Below are 18,976 nucleotides of genomic sequence, written 5' to 3'. Positions count from 1 at the left end.
GATTTCAACCGCAAAGGATGAGCGGTGCCAAGACAGGATGTGTCCGAAATCGTAAGACTTGCTCGATTCCCGTAGGAGCCGGCCTTGCCGGCGAACACCGGCATAGCCGGTGCCATGCACCGCGGCGCATAGTTCGCCAGCAAGGCGGGCTCCTACAGGGTGATCATCAGGCTTCGTGGCAGATGTGCCCGTCGACCAGGGTGTAACGCACCGCGCCCGGCAGGCAGTGGCCGATGAACGGGCAGTTTGCGCCGCGGGAGTACCACTGCTCGCCAGCAACGGTGGACGCCTTCGGGTCGAACAGCACCAGGTCCGCCGCGCCGCCCACCTTCAGTTCGCCGGCCGGCAGGCGCATGGCCCCGGCCGGGCCGCTGCTCAGGCGTGCCAGCAACGTCGGCAGGTCAAGCAGGCCGTCCTCCACCAGGGTCATGGCCAGCGGCAGCAACAGCTCGACGCTGCTGATACCCGGCTCGGTGGCGCCGAACGGTGCCAGCTTGGCATCACGCTCGTGGGGCTGGTGATGGCTGGAGATCGCCTGGATCACTCCGGACTTCACCGCCTCGCGCAGGCCGTCGCGGTCGGCGGCGGTGCGCAATGGCGGCTGCACATGGTACAGGCTGGAGAAGTCGCGCAGGGCCTCGTCGGTGAGGATCAACTGGTACAGCGCCACGTCGGCGGTGACCGGCAGCCCCAGTTGCTGGGCCTGGGCGATCAGCCGGGCACCACGGGCGCTGGTGATCTGGGTGAAGTGGGCACGCACGCCGGTCTGCTCGACCAGCAGCAGGTTGCGGGCCAGGGCCACGGTCTCTGCGGTTTCCGGGATGCCGGGCAGGCCGAGGAAACTGGCCATCGGGCCTTCATGGGCGAGGCCGCCCTGGGCCAGGTCGCGGTCCTGGGAGTGGAACACCACGGTCAGGTCGAAGGTCGCCGCGTATTCCAGGGCGCGCGCCAGGGTACGGTTGTTGGGGATTTCTTTCAGGCCGTTGCCGAAGGCCACGCAGCCGGTATCGCGCAGGGCGACCAGCTCGGCCAGTTGCTCACCCTCCAGGCCCTTGGTCAGGGCGCCGATCGGGTAGACCTTGCTGTTGGCCGCTTCGCGGGAGCGGTCGAGGATCAGCTCGGCGACGGCGGAGGTATCGAGAATGGGCTTGGTTTGCGGCGGGCAGCACAGGCTGGTGACGCCACCGGCGACCGCAGCGCGGGTCTCGCTGGCGATGGTGCCCTTGCGGCTGTAGCCCGGCTCGCGCAGCGACACGCCCAGGTCGACCAGGCCCGGAGCGGCCACCAGGCCGTCGGCCTGAATCGTGCGGCTGGCGTTGAAAGCGGCCGGGGCCGCGCCGATGGCGGCAATGCGCCCGCCTTCCAGGTGCAGGTCGGTGACGCGGTCCAGGCCGCTGGCAGGATCGATGACCCGGGCGCCGATAATGCTGATAGTCACTGGGCGTTCTCCTGGTCGAATTGACGTTGCGCGTTCTGCCCGCTCATGGCCATGGACAGCACAGCCATGCGCACGGCGATGCCGTAGGTGACCTGGTTGAGGATCACCGAGTGCTTGCCGTCGGCCACCGCCGACTCGATTTCCACGCCGCGGTTGATCGGGCCCGGATGCATGACGATGGCGTCCGGCTTGGCCCCGGCCAGGCGCGCGGTGGTCAAACCGAACAAGCGGTAGAACTCGCCTTCGCTGGGCAGCAGGCCGCCGGCCATACGCTCACGTTGCAGGCGCAGCATGATCACCACGTCGACGTCTTTGAGGCCCTCCGTGAGGTCGGTGTAGACCTTCACGCCATACTGTTCGATGCCGATCGGGATCAGCGTCTTCGGGCCGATCACGCGGATGTCCGGGCAGCCCAGGGCCTTGAGCGCGAGCATGTCTGAACGGGCCACGCGCGAGTGCAGGATATCGCCGACGATCGCCACCGACAGGTTCTCGAAACTGCCTTTGTGCCGACGGATGGTCAGCATGTCGAGCATGCCTTGCGTGGGGTGGGCGTGGCGGCCATCACCGCCGTTGATCACCGCCACGTCCGGGCACACGTGCTCGGCGATGAAGTGGGCGGCGCCGGAGTCGGAGTGGCGCACGACGAACATGTCGGCGGCCATGGCTTCGAGGTTGCGCAGGGTGTCGAACAGGGTCTCGCCCTTGCTGGTCGAGGAGGTCGACACGTTCAGGCTGATCACGTCGGCCGACAGCCGTTGGGCGGCCAGCTCGAAGGTGGTGCGGGTACGGGTGGAGTTCTCGAAGAACACGTTGCACACGGTCTTGCCGCGCAGCAGCGGGACTTTCTTCACCGCCCGGGCGCCGACTTCGAGGAACGAGTCGGCGGTGTCGAGGATCTCGGTGAGCAGTTCGCGGGGCAAACCGTCGAGCGAGAGGAAGTGGCGCAGCTGGCCCTGGTCATTGAGCTGCAGCGGGCGCTTGGCGTCGAATGGCGTCATCGCGGGGGACTCTTAAAGGGCGGAAGCGGGGGCGAGGTCCTGGCGCTCGAGGGCGAGCGGCGTGGGTCCGGTCAATTTTACCCGTTCATGGGGGGCCAGGGACAGGGTGGCGCCCAGTACGTTCGGGCGGATCGGCAGTTCGCCGGCATCCAGGTCGAGCAGGCACACCAGCGTCACGCTGGCCGGGCGGCCGTAGTCGAACAGTTCGTTGAGGGCGGCACGGATGGTGCGGCCGCTCATCAGCACGTCATCCACCAGCACCAGGTGCTGGCCTTCGATCTCGAATGGCAGTTCGGAGGGGCGCACCTGCGGGTGCAGGCCGTTCTGGCTGAAGTCGTCGCGGTAGAACGAGACATCAAGGGTGCCCAGCGGGCTGTCGTCGCCCAGCGCCTTCTGCAGGGCCTGGGCCACCCACACACCGCCGGTGCGGATGCCAATGAAGCGTGGCTCGGTGATTGCACGACGGGCCAGGTGGGCGCGAAGGTCGACGGCCATCTGCCGGGTCAGGTCGGCGGGATTGGGTAGGCTCATTGCGTGCTCCTCGGAAGGCGGGCGCCGGATCCAGCCGGCGGCAAAGCGAAGTTAAGTGTTGGCCTCCAGCCAGCCTTGCAGCAACAAGGCGGCGGCGATGGCGTCGACCGGGTTGTCGCGGTAGCTGCCGTGCCGGCCGCCACGGGCCATCTGCTCGCCCTTGGCTTCGAAGGTGGTCAGGCGTTCGTCGTGGGTGTGCACGGGCAGGTTGAAGCGGCCATTGAGGCGGCGGGCGAACTTCTCGGCGCGCTCGCTCATGTCGCTGGGCGTGCCGTCCATGTTCAGCGGCAGCCCCACGACGATGGCGTCGGGTTTCCATTCCTTGATCAGCTTTTCGACTTGATTCCAGTCCGGTACGCCGTTCTGTGCCTTGAGCACGCACAGTTCACGGGCCTGGCCGGTGATCACCTGGCCGACGGCCACGCCGATCTGTTTGCTGCCGTAGTCGAAGCCCAGCAGCAGGCGCAGTTCGGCCATCAGGCGTGGCCCGCCTGGCTGGTCAGCAGGCTGAGGTTGATCCCCAGGCTCGCGGCGGCGGCGCCCAGGCGCTGGTCACTGGCCAGGCCGAAGATGATTTCGGGGTCGAACGGGCAGTTGAGCCAGGCGTTGTCGGCCAGCTCAGCCTCCAGCTGGCCGGCTTCCCAGCCGGCATAGCCGAGGGTGATCAGGCTCTTTTTCGGGCCCACGCCGGCGGCGATGGCCAGCAGCACATCCTGCGAGGTGGTCAGCGACAACCCTTCCAGCGCCACGGTGGCCTGGAAGCTGCACTCGTCGCTGTGCAGCACGAAACCGCGGTCGGTCTGCACCGGGCCACCCTGGTAGATGGGCACTTGCAGGGTGCTGGCGGGCGGCTGTTCGTCCGGGCGCAACTGCTCGAGGATATCGGCCAGGTTCAGCTCCTGCGGGCGGTTGACCACCAGGCCCATGGCGCCGTTGGCGTTGTGCTCGACGATGTAGGTGAGGGTCTGGGCAAAGTTCGGGTCGGCCATGTGTGGCATGGCGATCAGGAACTGGTGCTTGAGGTAGCTGGGGGCGAAGGTTTTCATGAGCGCTAGTGTGGCGCCAGGTGGTGAGGCTGGCAAGGTGGTCGAGCGCCGCTTATGCGGTGCATCGCGGGCGGCGCTCGATATCCGCGCCACCACAATATCCAGACCCTTCACCTGCCTGGTCAGTTACTCGACAACCGATCGCCACGGGCAAAGCGCCAGGTGCGAATGATCTCCAGCCGGTCGAACTCGGCCAGGTCGCCGGTGAACGGCGCGAACGGCGCCGCCAGGCGCACGATGCGCTGGGCCGCCTGGTCCAGCACCGGCTGGCCGGAGGACTCCAGCACCAGCACCTCATACAGCGAACCATCGCGGTTGATCGACACCATCATCCGCAGGCTGCCGTACATCTGCTGGCGCCGGGCTTCCTCGGGGTAGTTGAGGTTGCCGATGCGCTCGACCTTCTTGCGCCACTCCTCTTTGTACCAGGCGCCCTTGTCGCGCATGGTCGAGGCCGCGTTGAGGCGGTGGATGCGTGGGCGCTTGGCGTACAGCTGCTGTTCATTGGACAGCTCAGCCTCGAGGCTGGCGATCTGGCTGGACAGCTGCGAGCTGTCGAAGTCCACCACTTTTGCGGTCGGCGCCGTTTGTGGCTTGTTTTCCTTCGGCTTGGGCTCGGCTTTCTGCGGCTTGGGCGCCTTCGTCGCGACCACGGATTTCTCCGGTGCCGGCGGCGTTTCCTCACGGGCGGCGGGTGGCGGGGTGACCTTGTTGATCTTGCTGTCCTGGAACGGCGCCACTTCGGTGGTCTTGGGCACTGCCTTTTTTTCCAGGGTGCCGCTGCCCTGCTGGTTCTCCTGGGCCTGGAAATCGGCCTTCTCGGGCGCTTTTTCGCTCTTGAAGGTGGCCAGGGTGATGTCCATGGTGTGGCGGATTTCGGCCGGCTTGACCACGCTGAAACCCACACCCAGGATCAGCGCCAGGTGCACCACGGCAGCCAGGAACAGGGTGAAGCCGAGCCGGTCCACCGGGCGGACGCGGGGTGGCAGCAGGTCGGCGGGGATATCGGCGGGCAGCGTCATCTGGTATCCAGCAATCGCGGAGCGGGGCAGCAGGTCGGGTTAAAAGGACCGGCATCATACCCCACCGCGCGTGTTTGCCACGTGTCGGCGGTCAGCGCGCCTTCAGCTGGCGATCAATGGCGTCCATCAGCTTGCCGCCGATGTCGGTGTTGTAGGCAGCATCGATCTCGCGGATGCAGGTCGGGCTGGTGACGTTGATTTCGGTCAGGTAGTCGCCGATCACGTCCAAACCAACGAACAGCAGGCCCTTTTCGCGCAGGGTCGGCCCTACCTGGGCGGCGATCCAGCGGTCGCGCTCGCTCAGCGGGCGGGCTTCGCCACGACCGCCGGCGGCCAGGTTGCCGCGGGTCTCGCCGCTGGCCGGGATGCGCGCCAGGCAGTAGTCCACCGGCTCGCCGTCGATCATCAGGATGCGCTTGTCACCATCCTTGATCGCCGGCAGGTAGGCCTGGGCCATGATCTGCTGGGCACCCAGCGCGGTCAGCGTTTCGAGGATCACCGACAGGTTGGGGTCGCCGACCCGGTGGCGGAAGATCGAGGTGCCGCCCATGCCGTCCAGCGGCTTGAGGATCACGTCACCGTGCTGGGCGGCGAAGGCGCGGATGATGTCCGGGCGGCGGCTGACCAGGGTCGGTGGCGTGCACTGCGGGAACAGCGTGGCGAACAGTTTTTCGTTGCAGTCGCGCAGGCTCTGCGGGCGGTTGACCACCAGCGTGCCGTCGGTCTCGGCCTGCTCCAGCAGGTAGGTGCTGTAGACGAACTCCATGTCGAAGGGCGGGTCCTTGCGCATCAGGATCACGTCCAGGTCGCCCAGCAGGTTGTCCTGCTCCTCGCCCAGCTCGAACCAGCGCGCCGGGTCGGCGAACACCTTCAGTGGGCGCATCCGCGCGCGGGCCTTGCCTTCGCCCTGGTACAGGTCGCGCTGCTCCATGTAGAACAGTTCCCAGCCGCGGGCCTGGGCGGCCAGCAGCATGGCCAGCGAGCTGTCCTTTTTATAGGAGATGGACGCGATGGGGTCCATGACAATCCCGAGGCGAACGCTCATGGGGTAATTCCTCTTGGCGGCAGGTGGCCGCGATGGCACGAAAAGAAAAGTGGCTCAGGGTGGCGCCGGGCGCGCCCGCGGTCAAGGGGCTGGCGGATGGAATGGCCCTCGGGACTGTGTTAAAAAGGCCCGATCCAGCGTCAAGCCGCAGGCCATGAGCTACAACAGTGAGGTGGCATGCACCGAACCGTTGTGTGCCTGCCGCTTGGAACGCGCGGCTTACCGCTCATCAATGTGGCGCTATTTATGGAACAACCCCTGAAGGTGATGGTGATCGACGACTCCCGCACGATTCGCCGCACCGCGCAGATGTTGCTCGGCGAGGCGGGCTGCGAGGTGATCACCGCCAGCGATGGTTTCGACGCCCTGGCGAAGATCATCGATCACAAGCCGCGGATCATCTTCGTCGACGTGCTCATGCCGCGCCTGGATGGCTACCAGACCTGCGCGGTGATCAAGCACAACAGCGAATTCAAGGACACCCCGGTGATCCTGCTCTCATCCCGCGATGGCCTGTTCGACAAGGCCCGTGGCCGGGTGGTCGGTTCCGACCAGTTCCTGACCAAACCGTTCAGCAAGGAAGAACTGCTCGACGCGATCCGCGCCCATGTGCCCGATTTCGCCGTGCGAGACCAACCCGCACCCTGACGCCGCCAAGATCGGCGGGGGGTTCACTTTCTTCATGGGGAAACAGCATGGCCCGAGTTTTGATTGTCGACGATTCGCCGACAGAGTTGTACAAGCTGACCGCGATACTGGAAAAAAACGGCCATCAAGTTCTCAAGGCCGAAAATGGCGCCAATGGCGTAGCCCTGGCGCGCCAGGAGAAGCCGGACGTCGTCCTGATGGACATCGTCATGCCTATCCTCAACGGCTTCCAGGCGACCCGCCAGTTGGCCAAGGATCCGGCGACAAAAGCCATCCCCGTGGTGGTAATCACCGCGAAGGACCAGGAAACCGACCGTATCTGGGCCCAGCGCCAGGGCGCCCGTGACTTCCTGACCAAGCCTGTGGAAGAAGAGGCGCTGATCGCCAAGCTCAAAGAAGTGCTCGGCGCTTGACCACCCGGCCCCAGGGCGCGTCGCTGACCGCCTTCGAGCTGCTGCTGGACATCGACCGCCGTTGCCGCCTGCTGGTGGCCGACCAGCCACCGCAGGACACGCGTCTGCAGCAGTGGAGCGGCATCGGCTTTCGCATTGCCGGGCAGTGGTTCGTCGCCCCCATGGGCGAAGTCGCCGAGGTGCTGCGCGAGCCCCGCAGCAGCCGGGTTCCGGGCGTCCAGCCCTGGGTGCGCGGCGTGGCCAACCTGCGCGGGCGCCTGCTGCCGCTGATGGACTTGTGCGCCTTCTTCGGTTTGGGGGCTGCCGCCGCCGGCAAGCAGCGGCGCGTGCTGGTGCTGGACCATGAGGAGCTGTTCGCCGGCCTGCTGGTGGACGAGGTGGTGGGTCTGCAGCACTTTGCCCTCAGCAGCCTGGAGCTGTCGCCGCCGCAACCGCTGATCCGCATGGCCGCGCCTTTCGTGCAGGGGTATTTCCCCCGTGAACGCAACTGGGCGATCTTCAGCCCTTTCGCCCTGGCCCAGGCCCCGGGTTTTCTCGATGTGGCGTTGTAGAGGATTTTCGACGTGAACAAGCCCGGCCCCACCGTCGTCGCGCCGGCCGTTTCCCCGGCCGCCGTGGCCCAGCGCCCACGCAGCACCGCGCAGATCACCGTGCTGTTCGTGGTGCTGATCCTGTCGATCGTCCTGCTGTTCGCCAATTTCGCCTACCTCAACACCCAGGCCAACCACGACAAACAGTACATCGGCCATGCTGGTGAGCTGCGCGTGCTGTCGCAGCGTATCGCCAAGAACGCCACCGAGGCGGCGGCGGGCAAGGCGCTGGCGTTCAAGCTGCTCAGCGATGCGCGCAACGACTTCGAGCGCCGCTGGAGCTACCTGCGCGAGGGCGACAAGGCCACTGGCCTGCCGCCCGCGCCGGTGACGGTGCGCGACGAGATGGACGCGGTGCGCCAGGACTGGGAGAACCTGCGCAAGAACACCGACACCATCCTCGCCAGCGAGCAGACCGTGCTGTCGCTGCACCAGGTCGCGGCCACCCTGGCCGAGACCGTGCCGCAGTTGCAGGTCGAGTATGAAAAAGTGGTGGAGATCTTGCTGCAGAGCGGCGCCCCGGCCAACCAGGTGGCAGTGGCCCAGCGCCAGTTGCTGCTCGCCGAACGGATTCTTGGTTCGGTCAATACCGTGCTGGCCGGCGATGACACCTCGGTCCAGGCAGCCGACGCCTTTGGCCGCGACGCCAGCCGTTTCGGCCAGGTGCTCGAGGGCATGCTCGCCGGTAACCCGGCGATCCAGGTGACCCGGGTCGAGGACGCCGACGCCCGCGCGCGCCTGGCCGAGATCGCCGAGCTGTTCCAGTTCGTCGCAGGCTCAGTGGACGAGATCCTCGAGACCTCGCCCGAGCTGTTCCGTGTGCGCGAGGCCGCGGGCAACATCTTCAGCCTGTCGCAGACGCTGCTCGACGAGGCCTCGCATCTGGCCAACGGCTTCGAGAACCTGGCCGGCGGGCGTACCCTCGACACGGTCGGCGGCTATGCACTCGGCTTGCTGGCGCTGGCCTCGATCATCCTGATCGGCCTGGTAATGGTCCGCGCCACCAGCCGCCAGCTGCGCGAAACCGCCGAGAAGAACGAGCGCAACCAGCAGGCGATCATGCGCCTGCTCGACGAGATCGAGGAGCTGGCCGACGGCGACCTGACGGTTACCGTGTCGGTCACCGAGGACTTCACCGGTGCCATCGCCGACTCGATCAACTATTCGGTCGACCAGCTGCGCGACCTGGTCGCCACCATCAACCACAGTGCCGAGCAGGTGGCTGCGGCGGTACAGGACACGCAAAACACCGCGCGCCAACTGGCCAAGGCCTCGGAGCACCAGGCCGAGCAGATCAGCGAGGCGTCGGAAGCGGTGGGTGACATGGTCGAGTCGATCGACCGGGTGTCGGCCCATGCCTACGAATCGGCCAAGGTCGCCGAGCGTTCGGTGGCCATCGCCAACAAGGGCAATGAGGTGGTGCATAACACCATCCGTGGCATGGACAACATCCGCGAGCAGATCCAGGACACCGCCAAGCGGATCAAGCGCCTGGGTGAGTCTTCCCAGGAAATCGGCGATATCGTCAGCCTGATCGACGACATTGCCGAGCAGACCAACATCCTGGCGCTCAATGCCGCCATCCAGGCCTCGCTGGCCGGCGAGGCCGGGCGCGGCTTTGCCGTGGTCGCCGACGAGGTGCAGCGCCTGGCCGAGCGTTCGTCCTCGGCCACCCGCCAGATCGAGGCGCTGGTGCGCACCATCCAGGCCGACACCAACGAAGCGGTGATCTCCATGGAGCAGACCACCGCTGAAGTGGTGCGCGGCGCGCGCCTGGCCCAGGACGCGGGCGTGGCCCTGGCCGAGATCGAGGGGGTGTCGCAGACCCTGGCCGACCTGATCCACAGCATCTCCGATGCGGCCCAGTTGCAGACCTCGTCCGCCGGGCAGATCTCTCACACCATGGCGGTGATCCAGCAGATCACCGCGCAGACCTCGGCCGGCTCCGGCGCCACCGCCGACAGCATCCGCCACCTCGCGCGCATGGCCAGCGAGATGCGCCGTTCGGTGTCCGGCTTCACCCTGCCCAAACCGGTCGAGCGTCAATGAAAGGGGCGAGTGTGATGGCCGGCACGCTTAGCGGCGCGCGACACGACACCGTTGCCCTGGCCTGGACCAAGGCGCCGATCCTCGATTGCCTGGGGCAGGCGCGCCAGGCCCTGGAGCGATTTACCGGCATGCCCGAGGACCTATCGATCCTCGCGTTCTTCGTCGACAACCTGCACCAGGTGCATGGCTGCCTGCGCCTGCTTGAACTGTCGGGTGCCGCGCGCCTGGCCGAAGAACTGGAGCTGCTCGGGCGGGCCATGGCCGAAGGCCAGGTCAGCCCCCGTGGTGACTGCCTGGGCGCGTTGTTCCGCGGCCTGGAGCAGTTGCCCCCGTACCTCGACCGCTTGCGTGGCGCACGGCATGACCTGCCGTTGGTGGTGATGCCGCTGCTCAACCAGTTGCGTGTCTGCCGGGGCGTCGAGCCCCTGGCCCAGGGCAGCCTGCTGGGCGAACTTGGGCAGCGCCTGGCGGGCGCCGAAGACCTGGCCAACCTCGACCTGTCGCTGGGCAACTGGCGGGAGCACATGCAGGCCGGCTCCGGTCGCGACGCACTGCGTTCGGTGGTGATGGCGCTGTGTGACGACCTGATGCGTATCAAGGAGCGCCTCGACCCGTTCGTCAGCGGCGAGCGACAGCCTCGCGAGCCTCTGGAGCACCTGCTGGCGCCGTTACGGCACGTGGCCGATACCCTGTCGGTGCTGGGTTTCCAGCAACCGCGGCGGGTGATCATCGACCAGGTGCTGGCGTTGCAGGCCATGGTCGAGCGGGACGCTGGCGTGGACGAAGCGGTGCTGATGGACGTGGCTGGTGCGTTGCTCTACGTGGAAGCGACCCTGAACGGCATGGTGGGGCCGTTGGAGGAGACCGCACCGGGCAACTTGCCGGGCTCGGACCTTGCGGAAATTCGCCAGCTGGTGCTCGGTGAAGCGCTCAACGTGCTGCAACAGGCCAAGGACCTGATCGGTGACTGCCTGGAGTCAGACTGGTCGCGCCAGCGGCTGCAGGCCCTGCCCGGGCTGTTGCACCAGGTGCGCGGCGCCCTGGCGATGCTGGCGCTGCCTGCGGCCGCCGAGGTGTTCGCCGGCTGTGCCGGGTATGTCCAGGGCTGGCTGGTGCACCTTGAGGAGGAGCCGCTGCCCGACGAACTGGCGCGCCTGGCCGACGCCCTCAGCGCCGGCGAGGCCTACCTGCAATGGCGTGTGGCCGACCCGTTGGCCGACGCACAGCGGTTCATCGACATGGCCCATGCCAGCCTGGCCGCCCTGGGCGTGCAGTGCCAGCGAGTCGATGCCGGGCAGTCCATCGATGGCATCGACGATGAGTTGCGCGAAGTGTTCCTCGAGGAGGCCGGCGAACTGCTGCCGGAGATCGAGCGCCACTGGCTGCGCTGGCGTGCGGACAATGGCCTGCGCGAGCCGCTGGTCGAAGTGCGGCGGGCCTTGCACACGCTCAAGGGCAGTGGCCGCATGGTCCATGCCGAAGCTGTGGCGGAGCTGGCCTGGGGCGCCGAGCACCTGCTCAACCGCGTGCTGGAAGGGCGCATCGTGCTCAGCCCGGAGGGGCTGGTGGCCTTGCAGCAGGTGTTCGTGCGCCTGCCCGACCTGCTGGCCGATTTTGCGGCCAGCCAGCTGCCGGCTTCGGCCGAGATCGAACAGCTGGCGGGCCACTTGCATGCACTGGCGCTCAACGATACGCCGGCCAGCGCCAGCATCGACGGGCTCGATCCGCACCTGCTGGAGATCTTCCGCAACGAGGCCCTGGGCCACCTGGGCGGGCTTGATGCCTTCCTGCAAGGCGCCGATGCGCAGGGCACGGTGGTCAGCGACAGCCTGCAGCGCGCCTTGCACACGCTCAAGGGCAGCGCCGCCATGGCCGGGGTGATGCCAGTAGCGGAGATGGCCACCGCGCTTGACCGCCTGGTGCGTGAGTACAAGGGGCACCAGCTATCGCTGCAGCTGGCCGAGATAGAACTGCTTGAGGCAGCCCGTGCCCTGTTCCACCTGGGCCTGGCCCAGCTCGATAGCACGCCGCTGGCCGCCATTCCCGGTGCGGCGCAGTTGATCGAACAGGTCGGTCTGGCCGTCGACACCCGCCTGGCGCAGCATCAGGACGACCCGCATCAGCCACGGCGCAGCCGCCGCGACCCGCAGTTGATCAACAGTTTCCTGGCCCAGGGCATGGACATCCTGCTCGATGCCGAGTCGCTGCTGATGCATTGGCAGGCGCACCCGGGCGAGCGCCTGCCGCTGGAGACCTTGCTGGACGACATGACCACCCTTGGCCACAGCGCCCATCAGGCCGAACTGTGGCAGGTGGATGAAATTTGTGAAGGGCTGCTCGATCTCTACGGTGCGGTGGAGGAGGGCAGCCTGGCAGTCACGCCACGGCTGTTCGCCGTGGCGCAGCAGGCCCACGAAGCGCTGCTCGACATGCTCGACGAGATTGCCGCCGGGCAAGACCTGGATGCCCGCCCGGAGTGCCTGGCGGCGTTGCGCGGCCTGTTGGACGATGCGCTCGACCCAGGGGCCATGGGGGTGGTTGGCGCCGACCGAGTGACGCCGCTCCAGGGTTCAGGCGAACTGCCGGACCCTGCGGTGGTCGAGTTGTTCCTGGAAGAGGCGCGGGACATCCTCGACAGTGCCGGCCAGGCCTTGCGGCAGTGGCAGGCCGATCCGGACAGTGTCTCCGCGCTGTCGGCCTTGCAGCATGATGTGCTGACGCTCAAGGGCGGGGCGCAGATGGCCGCCATTGGCGCGGTGGAACTGCTTGCCCAGGAGCTGGCGCTGCTCTATGAAGGCCTGGTGGACCGCCGCCTGGGCGCCAGCGCGGCATTGTTCGACCTGCTCGAGCGCAGCCACGGCGCGCTGGCCGGGATGTTGCGCAGCGTTCAGCAGGGCGAGGTCCCCGCATCGGCGGTGGCGCTGCTCGGCGAATTGCGCGAGTTCCGCCATACCACGCCACCACCGGGCCAGACCGAACCACCCGAGGAACAACAAGAGGCCGCAGGCGACAAGGAGCTGCTGGAAGTCTTCCTCGAAGAGAGCTCCGACATCGTCGAGAGCGCCGCGCAATCGCTGGCCCTCTGGCAGGCCGACCCGCGCAACACGGTCGAAGTGGAGAACCTGCTGCGCGACTTGCACACGCTCAAGGGCGGCGCACGGATGGTGGAGATCGCCGCCATAGGCGACCTTGCCCATGAACTGGAGTTTCTCTACGAACTGCTGGCTGCCGGGCGCCTGCCGTCGACCCCGGCGCTGTTCAGCCTGTTGCAGAACTGCCACGACCGCCTGGCGCACATGCTCGACGCGGTGCGCCTGGGGCAGCCGTTGCACGCCGCCACGGCGCTGATCGACTACATCCGCAACTTCTCCAGTGCCGCCTTGACCGACAGCGCCGCCAGTCAGGCCCAGGCCGAGGCCGTCCCGGTCGAGGCGCCGACCGCGACCCCCGAGCGGGCCGCGGGGGACATGGTCAAGGTCGACGCTGAACTGCTCGACGACCTGGGCAACCTGGCCGGTGAGCACTCGGTGATCCGCGGGCGTATCGAGCAGCAGGTCAATGATGCCCAGTTCGCCCTGAACGAGATGGAGACCACGCTGGAGCGCATGCGCGACCAGCTGTTGCGCCTGGACATCGAGACACAAGGGCGGATCTCCAGCCGGCAGCAGTTCGAAGGCGATGCCTACGACGACTTCGACCCGCTGGAGATGGACCGTCATTCACAATTGCAGCAGCTGTCCCGAGCCCTGTTCGAGTCGGCCTCGGACCTGCTCGACCTGAAGGAAACCCTGATGCAGCGCGCCCAGGAGGCGCACAGCCTTCTGCAGCAGCAGGCGCGGGTCAACAGCCAGTTGCAGGAGGGCCTGACCGCCACGCTCATGGTGCCGTTCGAGCGGCTGGTGCCGCGTTTGCAGCGGGTGGTGCGGCAGGTGGCCAGCGAGCTGGGCAAGCAGGTCGAACTGGTGGTCGGCAACGCCGAAGGCGAGTTGGACCGTAGCGTGCTTGAACGCATGGTGGCGCCGCTGGAGCACATGCTGCGCAACGCCGTCGACCATGGTCTCGAAGCCCGCGAAGTGCGCCTGGCCGCTGGCAAGCCGGAGTTGGGCACCATCCACCTGAACCTGCTGCACGAGGGCGCCGACATCGTCATCGAAATGAGCGACGACGGTGCCGGCGTGCCGCTGCAAGCGGTGCGCAGCAAAGCCATCAAGCGTGGGCTGCTCGACCCGCAGGCGCGTCTGAGCGACCACGAGATCCTGCAGTTCATCCTGCGCCCGGGGTTCTCCACGGCGGAGAAGATCACCCAGATCTCCGGGCGTGGCCTGGGGATGGACGTGGTCCATGAAGAGGTCAAGCAGCTGGGTGGCTCCATGAGCATCGAGTCCAGCCCTGGCAAGGGCGCGCGCTTCCTGATCCGCCTGCCGTTCACCGTGTCGATGAACCGGGCGCTGATGGTGCACCTGGGGGAGGAGCAGTACGCCATCCCGCTGAACACCATCGAAGGTATCGTCCGGGTGCCACCGGCCGAACTGGAGGCCTGCTACCGGCTCGACCCGCCGCGCTACAGCTATGCCGGGCACGATTATGCGCTGCGCTACCTGGGCGAGCTGGTACAGGGCGGTGGGCAGCCCAGCCTGCTGGGCCAGAGCGTGCCATTGCCGGTGCTGCTCACCCACTCCCACGAGCAGTCGTTCGCTATCCAGGTCGACAACCTGTCGCCCAGTCGCGAGATCGTGGTCAAGAGCCTGGGGCCACAGTTCGCCGCCGTGCCGGGGTTGTCGGGTGCAACGTTGCTTGGCGATGGCCGGGTGGTGCTGATTCTCGACTTGCTCGGCCAGTTGCGTGGCCAGCAGCGGCGCCTGGCGCGTCTGCCGGGGGCGGCGGGCAGCCAGCGTGGGCTGGTCGGGCCGACGCAACGGCGGCCGCTGCTGGTGATGGTGGTGGACGACTCGGTGACCGTGCGCAAGGTCACCAGCCGCCTGCTCGAACGCCATGGCATCAGCGTGCTGACCGCCAAAGATGGTGTCGATGCCATGGCCCTGCTCGAGGAGCACCGCCCGGATGTGCTGCTGCTGGACATCGAGATGCCGCGCATGGACGGGTTCGAGGTGGCCACCCGCATTCGCCGCGACGAACGCCTCAAGCAGTTGCCGATCATCATGATCACCTCGCGCACCGGACAGAAGCACCGCGAGCGAGCGATGGCCATCGGCGTCAACGAGTACCTGGGCAAGCCTTACCAGGAATCGGTGCTGTTGCAGAGCATCGCCCATTGGAGCCAGAACCATGCTTGACCACATCGCCGGCCAGCGCAGCAGCCTCACCGGGCTGTTGCTGCCCCTGGGCGACCGCACGCTGGTGTTGCCCAACGTCGCGGTGGCCGAACTGATCGGCCACCCTGCCATCGCCTGCGAGCCCGGTGAGCCGGCTTGGCACCTGGGCTGGGTCGACTGGCGCCAGCAGCGCCTGCCGCTGATCGGCTTCGAGACGGCCTGTGGCGGTCATACCCCGTCTGGCGAGCGGGCGCGGATCGTCGTGCTCAATGCGCTGGGCGACACTGGGCTACGTTTTCTGGCGATGCTGCTGCAGGGGATTCCGCGTTCGTGCAAGCTCGACAGCCAGCTCAACTACGTGGATGTACCGCTGGCCGGGCTGGAGCTGGCGGCGGTGCAAGTGGGCGAGCAGGTGGCGCGGGTGCCGGACCTGGCGGGGTTGGAACGGTTGGTGCGTGACGCCGAACTGCAACCAGCGGCCAATTAGAATGGACCGGTGCGCCGGCAAGCCGGCGAACAGCTCGCGCAGCAGTCTACTTCGGAACCCGCATCGCCTCAGGAGGTCTGTCTCTGCATGTACCATGGTGAACGTTTCAACGCCTGGACCCACCTGGTCGGTGCGGTGCTGGCCTGCATTGGCGCGGTCTGGCTGATCGTCGTGGCCGGGCTCCAGGGCGACCCCTGGAAGATCGTCAGTTTTTCCATCTATGGCTTCACGCTGCTGCTGCTCTACAGCATCTCCACGCTCTACCACAGCACCCGCGGGCGGGCGAAGCGGGTCATGCGCAAGCTCGACCACTTGTCGATCTACCTGCTGATCGCCGGCAGCTACACCCCGTTTTGCCTGGTCAGCCTGCGCGGGCCTTGGGGTTGGAGCCTGTTCGGGGTGGTCTGGGGGTTGGCGGTGATTGGCATGCTGCAGGAGATCAAGCCGCGCTCTGAAGCACGCATCCTGTCGATCGTCATCTATGCGGTGATGGGCTGGATCGTGCTGGTGGCGGTCAAACCGCTGTTGTCCAGCCTGGGGGCTGCGGGCTTCGCCTGGCTGGCTGCCGGCGGTGTGTTCTACACCGTCGGCATCGTCTTCTTCGCCTTCGATAGTCGCTTCCGCCACTGGCATGGCATCTGGCATCTGTTCGTGATTGCCGGGAGCCTGATGCACTTCGTCGCGGTATTTCTCTACGTGCGCTAGAAGTCGCCCCACAGTTGCTGCGCCACCGACAGCGCCACCACCGGCGCGGTCTCGGTACGCAGCACGCGCGGGCCAAGGCGGGCGGCGTGGAAGCCGGCAGCCTTGGCCTGCTCGACCTCGGCCTCGTTGAGGCCGCCTTCGGGGCCGATCAGGAAGGCCAGGCGGGCGGGCTTTTCATGGCTGGTCAGCGGCGCCGCCACCGGGTGCAGGACCAGCTTGAGGTCGGCGTCGCTGCCCTTGATCCATTCCGCCAGGGTGACCGGCGGGTGGATGACCGGCACGCTCGAACGCCCGCACTGCTCGCAGGCGCTGATCGCCACCTGGCGCCAGTGGGCCAGGCGCTTGTCGGCGCGCTCGTCTTTCAGACGTACTTCGCAGCGCTCGCTGACGATCGGGGTGATTTCGTTGACGCCTAGTTCGGTGGCTTTCTGGATTGCCCAGTCCATGCGCTCGCCGCGAGAAAGGCCCTGGCCGAGATGGATGTGCAGGGGCGATTCGGCCTGGCCGGGGAGGGCCTTGTCGAGGCTGACGCGCACGGTTTTCTTGCCCACCTCGAGCAGTTGGCCGAGGTATTCCTGGCCGCTGCCGTCGAACAGCTGCACGGCGTCGCCGGAAGCCATGCGCAGCACGCGACCAATGTAATGGGCCTGGGCTTCGGGGAGCTCGTGCTCGCCGAGGCCAAGCGGGGCGTCGATGAAGAAGCGGGAGAGTCTCATGGTTCTACTCGAATCTAATGGGGCCTAGCCCGGATCGCGGAAATCGGGGTGGAAATCGGCCGGTACCGCCACGCTGACACTGTCACGGGTGGCGATGTCGATCCCTTCGCTGGCCACGTCGGCCAGGAAGTCGATCTGCTCCGGTGTGATCACGTAAGGCGGCAGGAAATACACCACACTGCCCAACGGGCGCAATAGCGCGCCACGGCTCAGGGCGTGCTCGAACACCTTCAGGCCACGACGCTCTTGCCAGGGGAAGGCGACCTTGCCGGCCTTGTCCTTGACCATCTCGATGGCCAGGGCCATGCCGGTCTGGCGCACTTCGGCGACATGTGCGTGATCGGCCAGGTGCACGGTGGCGCTGGCCATGCGCGCCGACAAAGCCTTGTTGGCTTCGATCACGTTGTCCTGGGCGAAGATGTCCAGGGTCGCCAACGCCGCGGCGCAGGCCAGCGGGTTGCCGGTGTAGCTGTGCGAATGGAGGAAGGCGCGCAGGGTCGGGTAGTCATCGTAGAACGCCTGGTACACCTGGTCGGTGGTCAGGCAGGCGGCCAGCGGCAGGTAACCCCCGGTCAGGGCCTTGGACAGGCACAGGAAGTCCGGGCGGATGCCGGCCTGCTCGCAGGCGAACATGGTCCCGGTACGGCCGAAGCCCACGGCGATTTCGTCGTGGATCAGGTGCACGTCGTAGCGGTCGCAGGCTTCGCGCAGCAGCTTGAGGTACACCGGGTGGTACATGCGCATGCCCCCGGCGCCCTGGATCAGCGGCTCGACGATCACTGCGGCGATGGTGGCATGGTGTTCGGCCAGGGCCTGTTCCATGGCAGCGAACATGTTCCGCGAGTGTTCCTCCCAGCCCATGCCTTCGGGGCGCAGGTAGCAGTCCGGGCTGGGTACCTTGATCGTATCCAGCAGCAGGGCCTTGTAAGTCTCGGTGAACAGCGGCACGTCGCCCACCGACATGGCGGCGATGGTTTCGCCATGGTAGCTGTTGGTCAGGGTGACGAAGCGCTTCTTCTGGGGTTTGCCGGTGTTCTGCCAGTAGTGGAAGCTCATCTTCAGCGCCACTTCGATGCACGACGAGCCGTTGTCGGCGTAGAACACCCGATCAAGGCCGGCTGGGGTCATGGCCACCAGACGCTCGGACAGCTCGATCACCGGTTGGTGGCTGAAACCGGCGAGAATCACATGTTCGAGCTGATCGACCTGGTCCTTGATGCGCTGGTTGATGCGTGGGTTGGCATGGCCGAACACATTGACCCACCAGGAACTGACCGCGTCCAGGTAGCGCTTACCCTCGAAGTCCTCGAGCCAAACGCCTTCACCGCGACGGATCGGGATCAGTGGCAGTTGCTCGTGGTCTTTCATCTGGGTGCAGGGGTGCCACAGGACCTTCAGGTCGCGTTGCATCCACTGATCGTTGAGGCCCATGGGCACTTCTCCTGGCATTGCAGCTTGGTTGGACCGCGTAAGCCTAAGCAATGCGACAGGGCAGGACAACCTCGGGGCTCAATGGCGACGGACGGGCGTCCACTTCAGGTTGCGGATATGCAACTGCGCGTGCTGCGAGGTCGACAGGGTCAGGCGACGCAGCGGCCCTGGCAGAATCTGCCACCTGGGCTCGGTGGCGTAGGCCCCGGGAACGCTGTCGATGGAAAAGTCTTCGGCGAGGGTCAGCCAGAAAAAATGGCCAGGCCCATCGGGCCGGTCAGCCTGGTTGGGGCGCTCGATCTCGAGCAGGGCCTGGGGGCACTGCTCAGCATCGTCACAGACCGCGTAGAACTCGATGGCCAGGCTGTCGACCTCGCGGGCAAAGCTGATTTCGACATCGCATTGGCTACCAATGATCAGTTCGGTATCCATTTGCCCGGCAGATGACCAGAAACCTGTGCACAACGATCCATTAGACCTGATCTGCAGGCCTGACGAGGTGCGCCAGGGCTGTCTTTGCGCGAGCAACTGCGGTGACACGCTGGCGAATCGCTTCTGATAGATCATCGCGCCTCCTGGCT

17 protein-coding genes are annotated in these 18,976 nt (G+C 66.6%); 7 read left to right on the top strand and 10 right to left on the bottom strand.

Annotated features, from left to right (window positions below):
• Positions 1-166: 166 nt before the first annotated feature.
• The 7 genes from IM733_RS17210 to gshB all read right to left on the bottom strand — a co-directional run bounded on the left by IM733_RS17210 (position 167) and on the right by gshB (position 6,083).
• Positions 167-1,438: a dihydroorotase gene (locus IM733_RS17210; protein WP_248917744.1), complete on the bottom strand. Its 1,272-nt coding sequence runs from the start codon at positions 1,436-1,438 to the stop codon at positions 167-169.
• Positions 1,435-2,439, bottom strand: a complete 1,005-nt coding sequence (locus tag IM733_RS17205) for an aspartate carbamoyltransferase catalytic subunit (RefSeq protein ID WP_248917743.1) — start codon at positions 2,437-2,439, stop codon at positions 1,435-1,437. The genes IM733_RS17210 and IM733_RS17205 overlap by 4 nt, the downstream gene beginning before the upstream one ends.
• 12 nt (positions 2,440-2,451) lie before the next feature.
• Positions 2,452-2,970, bottom strand: coding sequence for a bifunctional pyr operon transcriptional regulator/uracil phosphoribosyltransferase PyrR (gene pyrR, locus IM733_RS17200; protein WP_248917742.1), 519 nt, complete (start codon positions 2,968-2,970; stop codon positions 2,452-2,454).
• Positions 2,971-3,021: 51 nt separating this feature from the next.
• The gene (ruvX, locus tag IM733_RS17195) at positions 3,022-3,447 is read right to left on the bottom strand and encodes a Holliday junction resolvase RuvX (RefSeq protein ID WP_023378332.1); all 426 of its coding nucleotides are present in this window, start codon (positions 3,445-3,447) and stop codon (positions 3,022-3,024) included.
• Positions 3,447-4,016 (bottom strand): YqgE/AlgH family protein, encoded by a 570-nt coding sequence (locus tag IM733_RS17190; protein WP_248917741.1) that lies wholly within the window; start codon positions 4,014-4,016, stop codon positions 3,447-3,449. Before IM733_RS17190 ends, ruvX begins: the two co-directional genes overlap by 1 nt.
• Positions 4,017-4,138: 122 nt before the next feature.
• A complete protein-coding gene (locus IM733_RS17185; protein ID WP_248917740.1) occupies positions 4,139-5,038 on the bottom strand; it encodes an energy transducer TonB in 900 nt (299 codons plus the stop codon).
• Positions 5,039-5,129: 91 nt separating this feature from the next.
• On the bottom strand, positions 5,130-6,083 hold the full coding sequence (gene gshB / locus IM733_RS17180; protein ID WP_248917739.1) for a glutathione synthase: 954 nt from the start codon (positions 6,081-6,083) through the stop codon (positions 5,130-5,132).
• Positions 6,084-6,329: 246 nt separating this feature from the next.
• On the opposite strand from gshB, the gene pilG reads away from it, so the two are divergent.
• The 7 genes from pilG (at position 6,330) to trhA (ending at position 16,248) form a co-directional block, all read left to right on the top strand.
• The gene (pilG, locus tag IM733_RS17175) at positions 6,330-6,731 is read left to right on the top strand and encodes a twitching motility response regulator PilG (protein WP_248917738.1); all 402 of its coding nucleotides are present in this window, start codon (positions 6,330-6,332) and stop codon (positions 6,729-6,731) included.
• Between the two features lie 47 nt (positions 6,732-6,778).
• On the top strand, positions 6,779-7,144 hold the full coding sequence (gene pilH, locus IM733_RS17170; RefSeq protein ID WP_248917737.1) for a twitching motility response regulator PilH: 366 nt from the start codon (positions 6,779-6,781) through the stop codon (positions 7,142-7,144).
• Positions 7,141-7,695 (top strand): chemotaxis protein CheW, encoded by a 555-nt coding sequence (locus tag IM733_RS17165; protein ID WP_248917736.1) that lies wholly within the window; start codon positions 7,141-7,143, stop codon positions 7,693-7,695. The genes pilH and IM733_RS17165 overlap by 4 nt, the downstream gene beginning before the upstream one ends.
• Before the next feature lie 63 nt (positions 7,696-7,758).
• A complete protein-coding gene (locus IM733_RS17160) occupies positions 7,759-9,783 on the top strand; it encodes a methyl-accepting chemotaxis protein (RefSeq protein WP_248921191.1) in 2,025 nt (674 codons plus the stop codon).
• A 14-nt stretch (positions 9,784-9,797) separates the two neighbouring features.
• Positions 9,798-15,077, top strand: coding sequence for a hybrid sensor histidine kinase/response regulator (locus IM733_RS17155; RefSeq protein WP_248917735.1), 5,280 nt, complete (start codon positions 9,798-9,800; stop codon positions 15,075-15,077).
• Positions 15,070-15,543 (top strand): chemotaxis protein CheW, encoded by a 474-nt coding sequence (locus IM733_RS17150; protein WP_248917734.1) that lies wholly within the window; start codon positions 15,070-15,072, stop codon positions 15,541-15,543. The genes IM733_RS17155 and IM733_RS17150 overlap by 8 nt, the downstream gene beginning before the upstream one ends.
• Before the next feature lie 87 nt (positions 15,544-15,630).
• A complete protein-coding gene (trhA, locus tag IM733_RS17145) occupies positions 15,631-16,248 on the top strand; it encodes a PAQR family membrane homeostasis protein TrhA (protein ID WP_248917733.1) in 618 nt (205 codons plus the stop codon).
• Here the strand turns inward: trhA and IM733_RS17140 are convergent.
• The 3 genes from IM733_RS17140 to IM733_RS17130 form a co-directional block, all read right to left on the bottom strand.
• Positions 16,245-16,964 (bottom strand): 16S rRNA (uracil(1498)-N(3))-methyltransferase, encoded by a 720-nt coding sequence (locus IM733_RS17140; RefSeq protein ID WP_248917732.1) that lies wholly within the window; start codon positions 16,962-16,964, stop codon positions 16,245-16,247. The genes trhA and IM733_RS17140 overlap by 4 nt on opposite strands.
• A 24-nt stretch (positions 16,965-16,988) precedes the next feature.
• The gene (locus tag IM733_RS17135; RefSeq protein WP_248917731.1) at positions 16,989-18,395 is read right to left on the bottom strand and encodes an adenosylmethionine--8-amino-7-oxononanoate transaminase; all 1,407 of its coding nucleotides are present in this window, start codon (positions 18,393-18,395) and stop codon (positions 16,989-16,991) included.
• A gap of 78 nt (positions 18,396-18,473) precedes the next feature.
• The gene (locus IM733_RS17130) at positions 18,474-18,827 is read right to left on the bottom strand and encodes a hypothetical protein (protein WP_248917730.1); all 354 of its coding nucleotides are present in this window, start codon (positions 18,825-18,827) and stop codon (positions 18,474-18,476) included.
• Positions 18,828-18,976 lie beyond the last annotated feature (149 nt).

It is taken from the genome of Pseudomonas entomophila, from assembly GCF_023277925.1.
Taxonomy (GTDB): Bacteria; Pseudomonadota; Gammaproteobacteria; order Pseudomonadales; family Pseudomonadaceae; genus Aquipseudomonas; species Aquipseudomonas entomophila_D.
The sequence above is the reverse complement of the archived record's forward strand: the minus strand, read 5'-3'. Positions and strand labels throughout refer to the sequence as shown.

Bases quoted from the DNA above. Each gene is read 5' to 3' on its own strand.
- IM733_RS17205 (WP_248917743.1), bottom strand. From the start codon at position 2,439: ATGACGCCATTCGACGCCAAGCGCCCGCTGCAGCTCAATGACCAGGGC.
- pyrR (WP_248917742.1), bottom strand. From the start codon at position 2,970: ATGAGCCTACCCAATCCCGCCGACCTGACCCGGCAGATGGCCGTCGAC.
- ruvX (WP_023378332.1), bottom strand. From the start codon at position 3,447: ATGGCCGAACTGCGCCTGCTGCTGGGCTTCGACTACGGCAGCAAACAG.
- IM733_RS17190 (WP_248917741.1), bottom strand. From the start codon at position 4,016: ATGAAAACCTTCGCCCCCAGCTACCTCAAGCACCAGTTCCTGATCGCC.
- IM733_RS17185 (WP_248917740.1), bottom strand. From the start codon at position 5,038: ATGACGCTGCCCGCCGATATCCCCGCCGACCTGCTGCCACCCCGCGTC.
- gshB (WP_248917739.1), bottom strand. From the start codon at position 6,083: ATGAGCGTTCGCCTCGGGATTGTCATGGACCCCATCGCGTCCATCTCC.
- pilG (WP_248917738.1), top strand. From the start codon at position 6,330: ATGGAACAACCCCTGAAGGTGATGGTGATCGACGACTCCCGCACGATT.
- pilH (WP_248917737.1), top strand. From the start codon at position 6,779: ATGGCCCGAGTTTTGATTGTCGACGATTCGCCGACAGAGTTGTACAAG.
- IM733_RS17155 (WP_248917735.1), top strand. From the start codon at position 9,798: ATGGCCGGCACGCTTAGCGGCGCGCGACACGACACCGTTGCCCTGGCC.
- IM733_RS17150 (WP_248917734.1), top strand. From the start codon at position 15,070: ATGCTTGACCACATCGCCGGCCAGCGCAGCAGCCTCACCGGGCTGTTG.
- trhA (WP_248917733.1), top strand. From the start codon at position 15,631: ATGTACCATGGTGAACGTTTCAACGCCTGGACCCACCTGGTCGGTGCG.
- IM733_RS17140 (WP_248917732.1), bottom strand. From the start codon at position 16,964: ATGAGACTCTCCCGCTTCTTCATCGACGCCCCGCTTGGCCTCGGCGAG.
- IM733_RS17135 (WP_248917731.1), bottom strand. From the start codon at position 18,395: ATGGGCCTCAACGATCAGTGGATGCAACGCGACCTGAAGGTCCTGTGG.
- IM733_RS17130 (WP_248917730.1), bottom strand. From the start codon at position 18,827: ATGGATACCGAACTGATCATTGGTAGCCAATGCGATGTCGAAATCAGC.